The following is a 13618-nucleotide window of genomic DNA, read 5'->3' as shown; positions in this document are numbered from 1 at the left end:
GTGGATTCACGGTGCTGTGGGGTCTTTCAGACTCCCGCACGTCGGCGCGGGCCCGCAACTTCCTTGCGCCGTGTTACGACCAACGCCTCACGATTCCAGGCGGGCCAGCCACTCGGTGAGGATGCGCTCGAGCTCGGCCGCATCCCTGCTGTTCAGCCGGTCGACGAGCCGGCGCTCGTTGGCCATGTGGTCGGTGAACGCCGCGTCGATGGTCTCCCGTCCGCGACGGGTGAGAGCGACGACGCGTCCGCGGCCATCGGTCTCGGATGCGCGCCGCGCCACCATTCCCGCGCGTTCGAGGCGGTCGATGCGCTTCGACATCCCGCCCGTGGTGATCATGGTGTGCTCGGCGAGCTCGCCGGGCGTGCGCTCGTACGGGGAGCCGGCGCGACGGAGCGTCGCGAGCACGTCGAAGTCGCCCTCGGCGAGTCCGTGCGCGTCGTAGACGGTGTCGAGCTCGTCGGTGAGGCGCGCGGCCACCCGGTGCAGTCGCCCGATGACGCCCTGCGGGGCGACGTCCACGTCGGGCCGCTCGCGCCTCCACTCGGCCTGGATGCGGTCGACGGCGTCGGTCGGTTCGTCCATGCCTTCACAATACCTTCCACGGAAGCTAAAGTAGCTTCCATGGAAGCTACCACGAGAACCAACGCCTGGCGCTGGATGCTGCTCACCGCCATCGCACCCGTCGCGTGGGGCTCGACGTACGTCGTCACGCGCGCCGTGCTGCCGGCCGAGCCGCTGTGGGGCGCGGTCATCCGCGCGCTGCCCGCGGGCGTCATCCTGCTTCTGCTGAGCAGGCAGCGACCGCACGGCGCCTGGTGGTGGCGCTCCGCGCTGCTCGGGATGCTCAACACCGGAGGCTTCTTCGCGCTCGTGTACGCGGTGGCCCAGCGGCTTCCCTCGGGAGTGGCGGCGACCGTGATGGCCGCCTCGCCGCTGGTCATGATGGCGGCCGCGCGGGTCCTTCTCGGGCAGCGCCCGCGCATCCTGGCTCTCGCCGGGGGAGTGGCCGGGATCGCGGGGGTCGCCCTGATGCTGTTCGGCGGCGACCGTCCCGTGGACCCCATCGGGATCGCGCTGGCGGTGCTGGCGCTCGCCTCCTCCGCCGTCGGCTACGCACTGGCGACGCGCTGGGGAACCGTGGACCTGGTCGCGTCGACGGCATGGCAGCTGCTCGCGGGCGGGCTCCTCGTGCTTCCCGTCGCGCTGGTGGTCGAAGGTGCGCCGCCCGCTCTCGACGGACCGGCCATCGCCGGCTTCGCCTACGTGACCATCGTCGCGACCGCGGTGGCGTTCGTCGCCTGGTTCGCGGGCCTGCGGCACTTGCCCGCCGGGACCGTCGGCCTCATCGGCCTGCTCAATCCCGTCACCGGTGTCGTCATCGGCGCGCTGGTCGCCGGCGAGGCGCTGTCCGGACGACAGCTGGCCGGCCTCGTGATCGTGCTCGCGGGCATCGCGCTCGGCCAGGTCCGGAGGCGGCGGAAGGATCAGCTCTCCAGCGACTCCAGGAAGCTGCGGGTCGGCGCGAAGAAGGTCGAGCCGGTCGCAGCCGTCGAGAAGTCGAGGATGCGGTCGTAGCTGCCCTCCGGATCGCCGACGAACATCCGCTCCAGCATCCGCTCGATGACCCAGAGCGCACGGGAGTAGCCGATGAAGTACGTGCCGTATTCACCGTGACCGGGGCGCCCGAAGGGCATGTTGTCACGCAGAATGTCGTGCTCCACGCCTGCCTCGTCGACGATCGTCGCCAGCGTCTTGTGCGACTTCTGGCCGTGCTCCGCGTCGTCCAGCTCGATGTTCTCCACCTTGGTCCGGCCGATCACACCCTCCTGCGACGGCACCGGGAGCCGGTTCCACGAGAAGAGGTCGTGCAGGTACTTCTGCACGACCACGTAGCTCCCGCCGGCGTGATCGGGATCCTCGTCCCCGACGGTGGTGGCGTCCGCCATGTCGCCGCCCGCCGGGTTGGCGGTCCCGTCGACGAAGCCGAGCAGATCGCGGGCGTCGAAGTACCGGAAGCCGGTGACCTCATCCACCACCTGGACCGCGTCGCCCAGCGCGTCGAGCAGCTGACGCTCCAGCTCGAACGTGAAGTCGCCGCGCTCCGCCCGAATGTGGAAGAGCAGGTCGCCGGGCGTGGACACGGCCGTGTGCACGGGCCCCGCGATCTCGCGGAACGGATGCAGCTCGCGCGGCGGAGGCGCATCGGTGATGCGGCGCCACAGGTCCGCACCGATCCCCACATTGCAGGAAAGGCGGGCGCCGAGGTCGCGGAAGCCGACCGTCTTGACGTGGTCGGTGATCCCGCCGAGCACGTCCTTGACGGTGGCGAGCGCCTCCGGTGTGTCGGCGACGGTGACGACCAGGAAGACCGCGGCGCGCGACAGGGGTGCGTCGACGCTCTGCGGATCGATGGGGACGCGCTGCCAGTTCTGGTCGCCGGGATTCGCCATGCCGCCATGCTGCCGTACCGCGGGTCCCTTCCGCCAGCGCGGGCTGCAGACCTGCGCTCTGCGTCCCGAGGCACGGCCCGCGAATAGTCTGGAGGCATGAGCCTCCCCAGCATCGACACAGCCGTCACGTATCCCGACGGCGACCTCACCTCGACCGGTGCCGTCCTTCACGTCGAGCCGCTCGCCGACGGTCGAGCCGCGGTCATCCTCGACCGCACGGCCTTCCACCCGGTGGACCCGGTGTGGCCGGATCAGCCGGCCGACGCCGGCGTCCTGTCCGCAGGTGGTCGCACGTACGACATCGTGGATGCGGTCGTCGGCGCCACGGACGGGACCGTGCTGCACGTCGGGGATGCGCCCGTGCGGACCGGAACAGAGGGGTGGGCGTTCGTCGTCTGCCATCTCGTCGACGACCCGGCCGGACTCGCGGAGGGCGACGCCGTGACGATCAGCGTGGATGCCGCCCGACGCCACGCGCTGTCCGCCGGTCATACCGCCTGTCACCTGGCGTCGCTCGCACTCAACGAGGCGCTGTCAGGACTGTGGACGAAAGAGGTCACGGTCGATGGGCGCGGTCGCCCCAACTTCGACCAGCTCGCGATCAGCAGCTCGCGCATCCTGGAGGGCGGTTCGATCGACGAGTACCGGATCGGCAAGAGCCTGCGCAAGAAGGGCTTTGCCGCTGCCGATCTCGCCGCACAGCTCGACGAGGTCGAGGCGGCCGCGAACCGGGCGCTCGCCGGCTGGCTCGCGACCGGCGCTCCGGTGTCGATAGCGCGCGAGGGCGGACGGCTCGGTCTGGGCGACCGTCGGTACTGGCGCGCCGAACTGCCGGAGGGCGTGGTGGAGATCCCGTGCGGCGGCACGCACCTGCGGTCACTGGGGGAGCTGACCGAGGCCCGGGTGCAGCTGGAGCTGTCGGAGGCGGAGGGTGCGCTCGCGCTCACGATGCGGACCACGGCCCGCATCGCCTGAGACCGCCAGGTCTCGCCTGAGACCGCTGGACTAGTGCGGGAGGAACGGCAGCGCGACGGCGAACAGCCCGAGCCCGAACGCCACGCCCCAGCCGGCGCGTACGAGCTGCGCGCAGCGGACCTGCCGCGCGATGGCATCGAACCGTTCCGTCGTGTCGGCCGAGGACGCCACCGGTCGCCAGGTCGCCGGGTCGTCGAAGAGGTGCGCAGCGCGCGCGACCGTCGCCGCATCCAGCACCGCAGGGCGACGGCTCAGCCAGCGCACCAGAGACTCGGCCCGCAGCAGCGTCGCCCGCGACGGCTGCTGGCGGAAACGCACCTCCTTCGCGCCCACCACGGCGATCACCGGCTGCACCCGCGCCTCGATGCCGGCGCGCAGCAGCAGGCCGCGCACCCGGGAGGCCTCGAAGTCGGAGTTGCGGAGGTACGGCTGCTTTGCGCCGTTCACGAGCACGGCCCGCTGATATACGGTCACGCTCCCGCCGCGGTGGTGCTTGGTGTTGATCACGAAGACCCCGCCGGGGCCCACGACCAGATGGTCGACGTCCGCCTCGCCGGACCCGACGGGGACCGCATGGAAGGCGCTCCATCCGGCCGGAAGACGGTCGAGCGCTGCTCCGACCTCGCGTTCGCCGAGCGCGCCGGAGAACCAGGGATGCGCGTCCTCCGGCAGCGGGTGCACGCCGAACGCGCGGGCCAGCGGTGAGCGCGGAGGCGACGCCTGCTGGAGGCGCACCACCTGCTCCATCACCGCCGCACCGGGGGCTCGGTCACGCATCCGTTGTCCGCTCACCTGACGAACGTACAGAGCCGGCTCAGCCCATCCCAGTCCCCACCCGGGGACAGATCGTGGCGGCTACCCCTGACCGGGGGAACCGTGCGTGCGGGGCAGCTCGTCAGGGGACGGAAGGCGCTCCTCGAGCGATTCGTTGCGCTCCTGCACGGTCTCGAGACGGTCGGTGTCGCTCTCGCCGAGCTCGCTGACGGCGTCGTTCAACTCGTCGGCGTCACGGGGCACGGCGGTGTCATCCGGTCGATCGGTCATGCGGCGCACTGTACGCGCGTCCGTGGAGGTTGACGGCCGTTACCCGGGACGGGCTACGATTCGGCACATGAGCCGCATCGAAACCGGGATCGTGTCGTACACCGTGTCCGGCGACTACTTCGCGCAGGTCGGGGCCGACTTCGACACGGAAGCCGTCGACGACGCGATCCTTGCCGAACTCAACCGGATGCTGCCCCCGGGCATCGTGGTCGAGCGCAGCGGCAAGGTGTTCGCCGAGGAAGAGGTCGCGGATCAGGCGCGATCGATCGACTGGGAGGAGTTGCTCCGGCGGATCGACGTCGACCAGATCCTCGCCGAGCACGGTCGCTGAGCAGGGTCGCTGAGCCGGTTCCCGCGCCCGCTCAGCGGGAGCGCTTGACCGCGTCGTAGGCGGCCAGGGCGGCGCGGCGGGTCTCCTTGAGGTCGACGATCGGCTCGGGGTACTCCTCGGTGTCCCATTCGGGCACCCAGCGCCGCACGTAGTCGCCGTGCGCGTCGAACTTCTCGCGCTGCAGCTCGGGGTTGAACACGCGGAAGTAGGGCGCCGCGTCGGCGCCGCTGCCGGCGATCCACTGCCAGTTGAAGGCGTTGTTCGCCGGGTCGGCGTCCACCAGGGTGTCCCAGAACCACTGCTCGCCGAGACGCCAGTCGATCAGCAGGTTCTTGATCAGGAAGGACGCCGTGACCATGCGCACACGGTTGTGCATGACACCGGTTGTCCACAGTTCCCGCATCCCGGCGTCCACCAGCGGGATGCCGGTGCGACCCTGATGCCAGGCCCGGAGCGCTGAATCGTCCAGCGGGGGCCACGGGAAGGAGTCGTACTCGCGATGGATGTTCACGGTCGCAAGGTCCGGGTGCTCGAAGAGCGTGTGGTAGGCGAACTCGCGCCAGCCCACCTCGGAGAGGAAGGTCGAGGCGCCCTGCGCGGTCGAGCGGTCGCGCCGCTCCGCCGTGGCGTGCCACACCTGGTGCGGGCTCAACTCTCCCCAGCGGAGGCGCGGGGAAAGCCGCGACGTCGCATCCACGCCGGGCACGTCGCGCTGCTCGCGGTAGTCGCCCACATCCTCCGCGAGGAAGCGCTCCAGCTGCTCGTGCGCCGCCTCCTCGCCGGGCACCCACGCCTCCCGGAGTCCGGCCGCCCAGTCGGGATGGGTCGGCAGGAGACCGAGATCGTCGAGAGTCACCGTCTGCAACGTCGACGGCGCCTGCGCCCCGCGGAGCGAGTCGGGTGCGGGCCCGGGCTTGCGCGGCTCAGGAGCCGACAAGCATGCCCGCCAGAACGGCGTGTAGACCGAGAAGGCGGTGCCCTGTCCCGTGCGGATCGTCCACGGCTCGAACAGCAGGTTCGCCGCGAAGCTCGTCGCCTCACGGCCGGCATCGCGGGCAGCCGACTTGATCGCCTCGTCGATGTGTCGCTCGACGCCTCCGTAGCGGCGATTCCAGAAGACCGCGGCCGCGCCCGCGGTCTCCAGGAGGTCGGTCATGACCCGTTCGCTCGGCCCGCGGAGGATCGTCAGGCCAGCGCCGAGGCGTTCGAGCGATTCGGTGAGCGCGGCGAGGCTGTGGTGCAGCCACCAGCGGCTCGCGGCGCCCGGAACGCGGAGGTCGGGCGTCTCGTCGTCCCAGACGAAGACGCACAGCACCGGGCGACCCGATCGGGCGGCGGCGGAGAGCGCCGGGTTGTCGGCAACCCGGAGATCGTCGCGGAACCAGACGACGGCCGGGCCGTCGTCGCGGGAGTCGGTGCTCGCCGTGGTGCTGCTCGTCGTCGTGCTGCGCTCGCCGCTCACGGGTCGGCGCTCAGAGGTCGAGCGAGTCGCCGGGCTCCAGCGGCGAGAAGGTGCCGCCGTTCTGCTCGGTGGCCCAGCTCAGGCGAGCGTTCGACATGTCCTTGCCGGCGCGCGAGAGCACCATCTCATGGATGGGGAAGCTCCGCTTGGGCTTGACGGCGAGGACGTACTCCATGCTCTCCGCGATCTTCATCCAGGGCGCGCCCGCCGGGGCCGCCAGCACATCCACCTCGACGCCCTCGGGGATCGAGAAGGAGTCGCCGGCGTAGTAGAGGGTGTCGTTCACCAGCACCCCGACGTTGTCGACGACCGGGATGCTCTCGTGGATGACGGCGTGCCTGCCCCCGAAGAAGCGGAGCGTGAAGGCACCGACCTCGACAGTATCGCCCGGGTTCACCACCGTGACGTCGAAGTCCGTCGCCGCTGCGGCGACGCCGGCCGGCCCGTAGATCGTCGCGTCGGGGGAGAGGTCGAGCACGCGCTTCAGCTGCTCCGGCGTCCAGTGGTCGGGGTGCTCGTGGGTGATGACCACCGCGACGGCGTTCGCAGTGTCGGTCAGGGGGGAGGTGAAGCTTCCGGGGTCGACGAACAGCTTCTGCCCGTCCTGCTCGAGCAGGAGTCCGGAGTGTTCGAACTTGGTGAGTCTCATGCTTCCCAGGAAATACCGGATGGGATGCCCACGCAAGCAGAGGGCCATTGAGGAATATACCCCTAGGGGGTACTGTTTGGAGGGATATGGACGAGAACCAGGAGCAGCTGGCCGCCGCGCACGAGGCGGATCACGCGCATGAGCACGAGCATCCCCACGCCCAGGAGCACCCCGGTCACGGGGGAGTGGGTCACGCAGGGCATGACCATTCCGGTCACGCGGGGCACGACCATTCCGGTCATGCCGGTCACGGCCACCCTGGTCACGCCGGGCACGACCATTCCGGTCACGCCGGCCACGACCCGGCGATCTTCCGGCGCAAGTTCTGGCTGACGCTCCTCTTCACCATCCCGACGCTCGTCTTCTCGCCCGGGTTGCAGGAGATCCTCGGGCTGGGCGGACCGCGCTTCCCGGGCAGTCAGTACATCCCGGCCGTCTTCGGTGTCGTCATCTTCTTCTACGGCGGTCTCGTCTTCCTCCGGGGTGCCGTCGACGAGCTGAGGGCCAAGCAGCCCGGCATGATGACGCTGATCTCGCTCGCGATCGTGGTCGCCTTCGGCTACAGCGTCGCCGTCACGCTGGGCCTTCCCGGGATGGACTTCTGGTGGGAGCTCGCGACCCTCATCCTGATCATGCTGCTCGGGCACTGGATCGAGATGTCCGCCGTGATGGGGGCGCAGGATGCCCTGGGCGAGCTGGCGAAGCTGCTGCCCGACACCGCCGAGCGTCTGGCCGACGTGCACGCCGAGCCGGAGAGCGTCCCTGTGGCCGATCTGCGCGTGGGCGACCTCGTGCGGGTGCGGCCCGGCTCCGCGGTCCCGGCCGACGGCGAGATCGTCGACGGCAGAAGCGACCTCGACGAGTCGCTGCTCACCGGCGAATCCAAGCCGGTGACACGCGCAGCGGGGCAGCAGGTCGTCGCGGGGAGCATCTCCGGCAGCGGCTCCCTGGTCGTGCGCGTCACCAAGACCGGCGGCGACACCGCGCTCGCCGGGATCATGAAGCTGGTCTCCGACGCGCAGGCCAGCAAGTCGGGAACCCAGATCCTGGCGGACCGTGCCGCCGCCTGGCTGTTCTACGTCGCGCTCGCCGTCGCGACCGTCACCCTGATCGTCTGGACGCTCCTGCGCCCGGGCGACCCGGCGTTCGTCCTTGAGCGCGTGGTCACGGTGCTGATCATCGCCTGCCCGCACGCGCTGGGGCTGGCCATCCCGCTCGTCGCACAGATCTCCACCGCGCTCGGTGCCCGCAACGGTCTGCTGATCCGTGACCGTCACGCTATGGAGGACGCCCGCCGCATCGACGTCGTCCTGTTCGACAAGACGGGCACCCTCACGGAGGGCCGCCAGGGAGTCGCCGCCATTGCGGCCGACAACGCCGACGACGACGCCGTGCTGGCGCTCGCCGCGGCGGTGGAAGCCCCTGCCGAGCACCCGATCGGGGCCGCGATCGTCCGCGAAGCGCGTCGCCGCGGTCTCCCGGTCGTGCCCGTCACAGGTTTCGAGGCACTGGGTGGTCGAGGCGCCTCGGCCGTCGTGGACGGCGAGACGGTCGTGGTCGGCGCACCGCGCCTGCTGACGGAGCGCGGCGTCCAGGTCGGACCGGCCGTTCAGCTGGCCGCCGAGCGGGCGGCCGCCGAGGGGCAGACGGTCGTCTACGTCCTCCGAGGCGACCGCGTGGCGGGCATGATCGCGCTGGCCGACGTCGTTCGTCCTGAGTCCCGCGAAGCCGTCCGCGCGCTCCGCGACCGCGGCATCCGCGTCGCAATTCTCACCGGCGACTCGCGCGCCGTGGCCGACGCCGTCGCCGCGGAGCTCGGCATCGACGAGGTCTTCGCCGAGGTGCTGCCGGGCGACAAGTCCGGAACGGTGGCGAAGCTGCAGTCCGACGGCTCCCGGGTCGCGATGGTCGGCGACGGCGTCAACGACGCACCGGCCCTGGCGCAGGCCGACGTCGGTATCGCGATCGGCGCGGGAACCGACGTCGCCATCGAGTCGGCGGGGGTCGTCCTCGCCTCCAGCGACCCGCGCGGCGTCGCGAAGGTGATCACCCTCTCCCGGGCCACCTACCGCAAGATGCTGCAGAACCTCGCCTGGGCGACCGGGTACAACGTGATCGCCCTGCCGCTGGCGGCTGGTGTCGCGATCGGGCTGGGTGTCGTCGTGTCGCCTGCCTTCGGTGCTGTGCTGATGTCGCTGTCGACGATCGTCGTCGCGATCAACGCCCAACTGCTGCGACGCGTCCGCCTGTGAGGGGGTAGACGGCTGCCGGTGTGTCATCATCGTGCACTGTGACTGCAACTTCGCGGGCCGTCGTCGTCGCGGTCAACCCCATGGCGTCCTTCGGGCACCGCCGTGACGTCGGGCCCCGTGTGGTCGACCGCCTCCGGGAGGCCGGCCATCGGGTCGTGGCGATGGACGAGGCCAACATCGAGCTGCTGCGCCGAGAGACCGCGCGGGCCCTGGAGGGGCCGGCCGATGCGCTCGTCGTGGTCGGTGGGGACGGGATGGCGAACCTCGGCATCGACCTCGTCGCCGAGAGCGGCATCCCGCTCGGCATCGTCCCGAGCGGGACCGGAAACGACCTCGCCGACGGCCTCGGCATCCCGGTGAACGACACCGAGGCGGCGATCGACCGTCTGCTCGAGGCCCTGCAGCGCGAACCGCGGACGATCGACGCGGGCACCATCCGCCACGGCGAGCTCACGACGTGGTTTGGCTGCGTCGTCTCCGCCGGGTTCGACGCCACCGTCAACGAGCGCGCCAACCTCATGACCCGTCCCCGCGGCCGGAGCCGCTACATCTTCGCGCTGCTGCGCGAGTTGGCCACGCTCCATCCGCGCCCGTACCGCATCCACGCCGACGGCCGCCTCCTCGAGGTGGATGCGATGCTCGTCTCCATCGCCAACAACCGTTCCCTGGGTGGCGGGATGCGGATCGTCCCGGACGCCGACCTCGCCGACGGCCGGCTCGAGCTCTTCATCGTCGCGCGCATGTCCCGGATCCGCTTCCTCCGCATGTTCCCGAAGGTGTTCCGCGGCGAGCACACGGGCCTGCCCGAGGTGACGATCCTGCCGGTGACCAGCGTGCGTGTCGAGGCCGACGACATCGTCGCCTATGCCGACGGCGAGCGCATCGGCCCCCTCCCGATCGAGGTCACCGTCGCGCCCGGCGCACTCCGTGTCCTCGCCTGAGGCGACGCGCCCGGGACGCCCGTCCCGTTTTGGCACCCGAACCCCATCTGTGGCATGATTTTCTAGTTGCCAGACGGCCCCATCGTCTAGCGGCCTAGGACGTCGCCCTCTCACGGCGGTAACGCGGGTTCAAATCCCGCTGGGGTCACCAACAGCCCGCTTCCCTTTATTTGCAAGGGAAGCGGGCTTTTTTCTTGCTCGGCTGGTGACGCCGATCGGGTTCGCGACGAGTCCGGTCTAGGCGCCGGGAGGCTGCGGCGCGTCGAGCGGGGCGGTTCCCGTCGATCCGAGACTCTGGGCACGACGCTGCGCTTCCGCGAGACGGATCGCCCGGGCGGCGCGGAACCACCTATTGGTGGGTGCCGACCAGAGGAGGACGGTGCCCGCGGCTCCTGCTGCCGCGAGGGCGAGAGCGAGGGGGCTGCGCCATCCGAAGGCGGCGATGACAAACGAGACGGCGCCCAGGACGGTCAGCACGACCCGCGCCCATCCCGCGCCGCGCCGGATGCGGAACGCTGCCAGCAGGCAGAGGCCGAACAGGGCGACGACGATGAGGTCGCCGAAGATGGTGATGGCATGCAGCGTCCCCGCTGCAGCGTCGCTCACGCGCGCACCGTCTTTCGCGCTGGTATGCGCGATGACGCGATCGGTGACAGACCATTGCTGGATGGCGGTGGCTGGAAGCAGGACGAGCCTGATCGCGACAAGCCCGAGGAACACCCAGAAGGCGACGGTGACCTGCATCGGTCGGGGACCCAGCGTCGCGGAGCCCTCGGTGACTGCCGTGGTGCCCATCATGTCCGTCATCGCATGTCCTCCCGGTCGGTCGAGGGTGAGCCTATCCGGATTCGCCCGCGGCTCCGCGACGCCGCAGGACCCGGCTTTCCACGTCTCCGCGCCGGTCGTTCCGCGCGCATATGGTGTTGCCGCAAGGGACGCCGGATGCCGGATGCCGGATGCCGGTGTTGCGACCGCATAGCGGATTCGCGATGGCTACAGCGCGATGACGCTGACCTGGTCCTTGCCCTGGGCCTTCGAGCGGTACATCGCCCGGTCGGCCACCCGGAAGAGGTCGCTCCCGACGAGGGGCCGGGCGGACCCCGCGGGACGGACCGTCACGCCGACGCTGGCGGTGATGGTGCGCTGCCAGCCGTCCGCGGCGAGCGGCTGGCGGATGGCGAGTCGCACGCGTTCGGCCACCACTGAGGCCCGTTCGAAGTCGGTGTTCCGGCAGACGATGATGAACTCGTCGCCACCGAAGCGACCGACCAGGTCGTCGCCCCTGACCGCTCCCGCGAGGCGCGCGGCGATCAGCTTCAGCACGGTGTCGCCCGCCGTGTGGTCGAGGTCGTCGTTGATCGACTTGAAGTCGTCGAGGTCGACGAAGATCAACGATAGCGGTTCGTTGCGCTCGAGCGCCGCCTCGATGCTTTTGGCGAGGTGCTCGCGCAGGAGATTCCGGTTGGCGAGTCCGGTCAGCGGGTCGTACAGCGCCAGCACCGCCAGCTGCGCCTGCAACTGGAGGCGCGCGAACGTCTGCACAGCCTGTCGGCTGAGCGAGCGCACCAGGTCCGTGGTGCTCTCGTCGAGGTCCGGTCGCCGGGCGAAGTAGCAGGCGAGGGTCCCGACGGTGGTGCCGCCGCTGACGAGCGGCGCGAGCAGGACGGTGTCGAGGCGTGCCGCGCGCAGTGCGGCGGGCGTTCCCGCCGTGTCAGCGGCGTCGCGTGCCGAGACCAGCAGAACGGTCTCGTCGTCCGGGGACCGATCCCGCATCCTGTCCGCGAGGACCTCCGGGAGCAGCGCGTCGTCCAGCGACGCACCGACGACCTGCGCAGCATGCCCGCCGAGCTCGACGGCCGCCGCCGTGGCTCCGAGCCCTGTGTGCACGCTGGTGGCCAGCGCCTGCGCCAGCCCATCGATCGTCTCGCTGGCGCCGAACGCTGTAGTGGCGTTCTGCAGTACCCGGGTGCGCGCCTCCGAGCTCTCCGCTATCCGGCGGGCGGCGAGCAGTTGCCGTTCGTAGTCCTGGCGCAGGCTGGCGTCGAACACCGCGATGTGCGTGAGCGGCTCGTCGCCGGCCGCATCCACGACCGCGTTGACCAGCACGGGGAGGCCCGCATCCTGCGACGTCCGGATGGACAGCGCGACCTCGCGCACCTCGCCTTTCAGCTGCAGGATCGGCAGGAACCGGGTCTCGTGGAAGATGCGTGCACCGGGCTCGAGCAGGTCGGTCAGCGGCATCCCGAGCAGGCGATCCCCACCGAGACCGGTCCAGGCTCGGAACGTCTCGTTCGCGCGGATGATCCGCCCGTTCGCGGTGACGGTGACGAGCCCGCAGGGCACGCGGTCGTACAGGTCGGCCGGCGAGATCGCGTCGGCTCGGGTCACCGCGGCGTCGGTCCCATCAGACGTGCCGTGATGGCGTCCGCGAGTTCGTCAGGACCGGACAGATTCGGGCAGTGCCCGCTCGCGCTCAACTGCACGAAGGCGCTGTCGCGGATGTGCTCGTGCACGAACCAGCCGACCTCGCGGGGCGCGATGCTGTCCTCCGAGCACTGCATCACGACGGTGGGAACCGTCACGTCTTCCAGATCCGCCCGGTTGTCGGAGAGGAAGGTGACGCGGGCGAAGTGTGCGGCGATCGCCGGATCGGTGCGGCAGAAGCTCTCGGTGAGCTCGGCGCCGACCTCGGGATGCGCGGGGTCGCCGGCGATCATCGGCGCGACGGCCTGCGACCACCCCAGGTAGTTCGCGTCGAGCGCGTCCAGGAGGCCGTCGATGTCCGGTCGGGTGAAGCCGCCGACGTATGCGCCGTCGTCGATGTAGCGGGCGGAGGGGCCCACCAGGACGAGCTGGCCGAAACGTCCGGGGGAGCGGTTGGCCGCCAGGACGCCGATCATCGCGCTGACGGAGTGCCCGACGAAGACCACGTCGTCCACATCCAGTGCGTCGAGGATCTCGAGGACGTCGTCCGCGTAGCCGTGGAGGGAGTCGTACTTGCTCCGGTCGTAGGCCGACAGATCCGAGTCGCCCGCCCCGACGTGATCGAACACGATCACGCGGAAGTCGGCCTCGAAGTGCGGGACGACGCGGCGCCACATCTCCTGGCTGCACCCGAAACCGTGCGCGAACACGATCGGGCGTCCGGCGGGATTCCCGTACTCGCGAACGCTGTTGCGCCGAAGCACGCCGACGGCTTCTGCCGACCGAACCATGCGGGATCCCATCTTCTCCGAGGGTTTCCCCTCCCGCCTCATTATGAGGCCTCCCAGCGCATCAGGACGCCGGAGTCGCGCCATGCGGCATCCACTCCTCCGGGTACCGGTCGCGGACGACCGCGTTGAAGTACGCGCCGGCCGAGTCGGCGTCTCGCAGCTCGCGCCAGACGCGGCGAGGGACGAGGCGGTACCGGTAGATCTCGCCCGACGCGAACTCGACTTCCAGCGTCTGGACCGCAGCGTCGTATCCCGCCGATGCGATCACCGAGCTGTCGAAGGCCTCCCGCTCCACG

At 70.5% G+C, this 13618-nt stretch carries 15 protein-coding genes and 1 tRNA gene; 6 read left to right on the top strand and 10 right to left on the bottom strand.

Annotated elements, in window-relative coordinates; genetic code table 11:
• Nucleotides 1-87 precede the first annotated feature (87 nt).
• Entirely contained in the window at nt 88-585 is a 498-nt protein-coding gene (locus tag QRN40_RS17615; protein WP_285117238.1) for a MarR family winged helix-turn-helix transcriptional regulator, read from the bottom strand.
• 75 nt (nt 586-660) lie between these two features.
• Between QRN40_RS17615 and QRN40_RS17610 the strand changes: the two genes are divergently transcribed.
• Entirely contained in the window at nt 661-1578 is a 918-nt protein-coding gene (locus QRN40_RS17610) for a DMT family transporter (RefSeq protein ID WP_285117523.1), read from the top strand.
• On the opposite strand, the gene QRN40_RS17605 is transcribed toward QRN40_RS17610, so the two are convergent.
• Nucleotides 1488-2453, bottom strand: coding sequence for a Dyp-type peroxidase (locus QRN40_RS17605; RefSeq protein WP_285117237.1), 966 nt, complete (start codon nt 2451-2453; stop codon nt 1488-1490). The genes QRN40_RS17610 and QRN40_RS17605 overlap by 91 nt on opposite strands.
• Before the next feature lie 96 nt (nt 2454-2549).
• Between QRN40_RS17605 and QRN40_RS17600 the strand changes: the two genes are divergently transcribed.
• Nucleotides 2550-3428, top strand: coding sequence for an alanyl-tRNA editing protein (locus tag QRN40_RS17600; protein WP_285117236.1), 879 nt, complete (start codon nt 2550-2552; stop codon nt 3426-3428).
• Between the two features lie 30 nt (nt 3429-3458).
• Here the strand turns inward: QRN40_RS17600 and QRN40_RS17595 are convergent, their stop codons facing one another.
• The gene (locus tag QRN40_RS17595) at nt 3459-4205 is read right to left on the bottom strand and encodes a nuclease-related domain-containing protein (RefSeq protein ID WP_285117235.1); all 747 of its coding nucleotides are present in this window, start codon (nt 4203-4205) and stop codon (nt 3459-3461) included.
• A gap of 78 nt (nt 4206-4283) precedes the next feature.
• Entirely contained in the window at nt 4284-4472 is a 189-nt protein-coding gene (locus tag QRN40_RS17590) for a hypothetical protein (RefSeq protein ID WP_285117234.1), read from the bottom strand.
• A gap of 67 nt (nt 4473-4539) precedes the next feature.
• Here QRN40_RS17590 and QRN40_RS17585 point away from each other — a divergent pair, with 67 nt between their 5' ends.
• Nucleotides 4540-4803, top strand: coding sequence for a hypothetical protein (locus QRN40_RS17585; protein WP_285117233.1), 264 nt, complete (start codon nt 4540-4542; stop codon nt 4801-4803).
• 31 nt (nt 4804-4834) lie between these two features.
• Here QRN40_RS17585 and QRN40_RS17580 read toward each other — a convergent pair whose 3' ends face one another.
• Both QRN40_RS17580 and QRN40_RS17575 read right to left on the bottom strand, forming a co-directional pair.
• On the bottom strand, nt 4835-6265 hold the full coding sequence (locus tag QRN40_RS17580) for a cryptochrome/photolyase family protein (RefSeq protein WP_285117232.1): 1431 nt from the start codon (nt 6263-6265) through the stop codon (nt 4835-4837).
• Nucleotides 6266-6275: 10 nt separating this feature from the next.
• The gene (locus QRN40_RS17575) at nt 6276-6914 is read right to left on the bottom strand and encodes an MBL fold metallo-hydrolase (RefSeq protein ID WP_285117231.1); all 639 of its coding nucleotides are present in this window, start codon (nt 6912-6914) and stop codon (nt 6276-6278) included.
• Nucleotides 6915-7000: 86 nt separating this feature from the next.
• Here QRN40_RS17575 and QRN40_RS17570 point away from each other — a divergent pair, with 86 nt between their 5' ends.
• The 3 genes from QRN40_RS17570 (at nt 7001) to QRN40_RS17560 (ending at nt 10258) form a co-directional block, all read left to right on the top strand.
• Nucleotides 7001-9166 carry a copper-translocating P-type ATPase gene (locus QRN40_RS17570; RefSeq protein ID WP_285117230.1) on the top strand — a complete coding sequence of 722 codons (2166 nt, stop codon included), beginning with the start codon at nt 7001-7003 and terminating at the stop codon, nt 9164-9166.
• A 38-nt stretch (nt 9167-9204) separates the two neighbouring features.
• The gene (locus QRN40_RS17565; protein WP_285117229.1) at nt 9205-10107 is read left to right on the top strand and encodes a diacylglycerol kinase family protein; all 903 of its coding nucleotides are present in this window, start codon (nt 9205-9207) and stop codon (nt 10105-10107) included.
• A gap of 75 nt (nt 10108-10182) precedes the next feature.
• Nucleotides 10183-10258 (top strand) — tRNA-Glu (locus QRN40_RS17560).
• 86 nt (nt 10259-10344) lie between these two features.
• On the opposite strand, the gene QRN40_RS17555 is transcribed toward QRN40_RS17560, so the two are convergent.
• The 4 genes from QRN40_RS17555 to QRN40_RS17540 form a co-directional block, all read right to left on the bottom strand.
• Complete coding sequence (locus tag QRN40_RS17555) at nt 10345-10914, bottom strand: hypothetical protein (protein WP_285117228.1); 570 nt, start codon at nt 10912-10914, stop codon at nt 10345-10347.
• A 186-nt stretch (nt 10915-11100) separates the two neighbouring features.
• Nucleotides 11101-12495: a sensor domain-containing protein gene (locus QRN40_RS17550; RefSeq protein WP_285117227.1), complete on the bottom strand. Its 1395-nt coding sequence runs from the start codon at nt 12493-12495 to the stop codon at nt 11101-11103.
• Nucleotides 12492-13322 carry an alpha/beta fold hydrolase gene (locus QRN40_RS17545; RefSeq protein WP_285117226.1) on the bottom strand — a complete coding sequence of 277 codons (831 nt, stop codon included), beginning with the start codon at nt 13320-13322 and terminating at the stop codon, nt 12492-12494. The genes QRN40_RS17550 and QRN40_RS17545 overlap by 4 nt, the downstream gene beginning before the upstream one ends.
• 61 nt (nt 13323-13383) lie before the next feature.
• Complete coding sequence (locus QRN40_RS17540; RefSeq protein ID WP_285117225.1) at nt 13384-13617, bottom strand: KTSC domain-containing protein; 234 nt, start codon at nt 13615-13617, stop codon at nt 13384-13386.
• Between the last annotated feature and the right edge of the window lies 1 nt (nt 13618).

The sequence above is a fragment of the Leifsonia sp. fls2-241-R2A-40a genome (assembly GCF_030209575.1).
Lineage (GTDB): Bacteria > Actinomycetota > Actinomycetes > Actinomycetales > Microbacteriaceae > Leifsonia.
The sequence above is the reverse complement of the archived record's forward strand: the minus strand, read 5'-3'. Positions and strand labels throughout refer to the sequence as shown.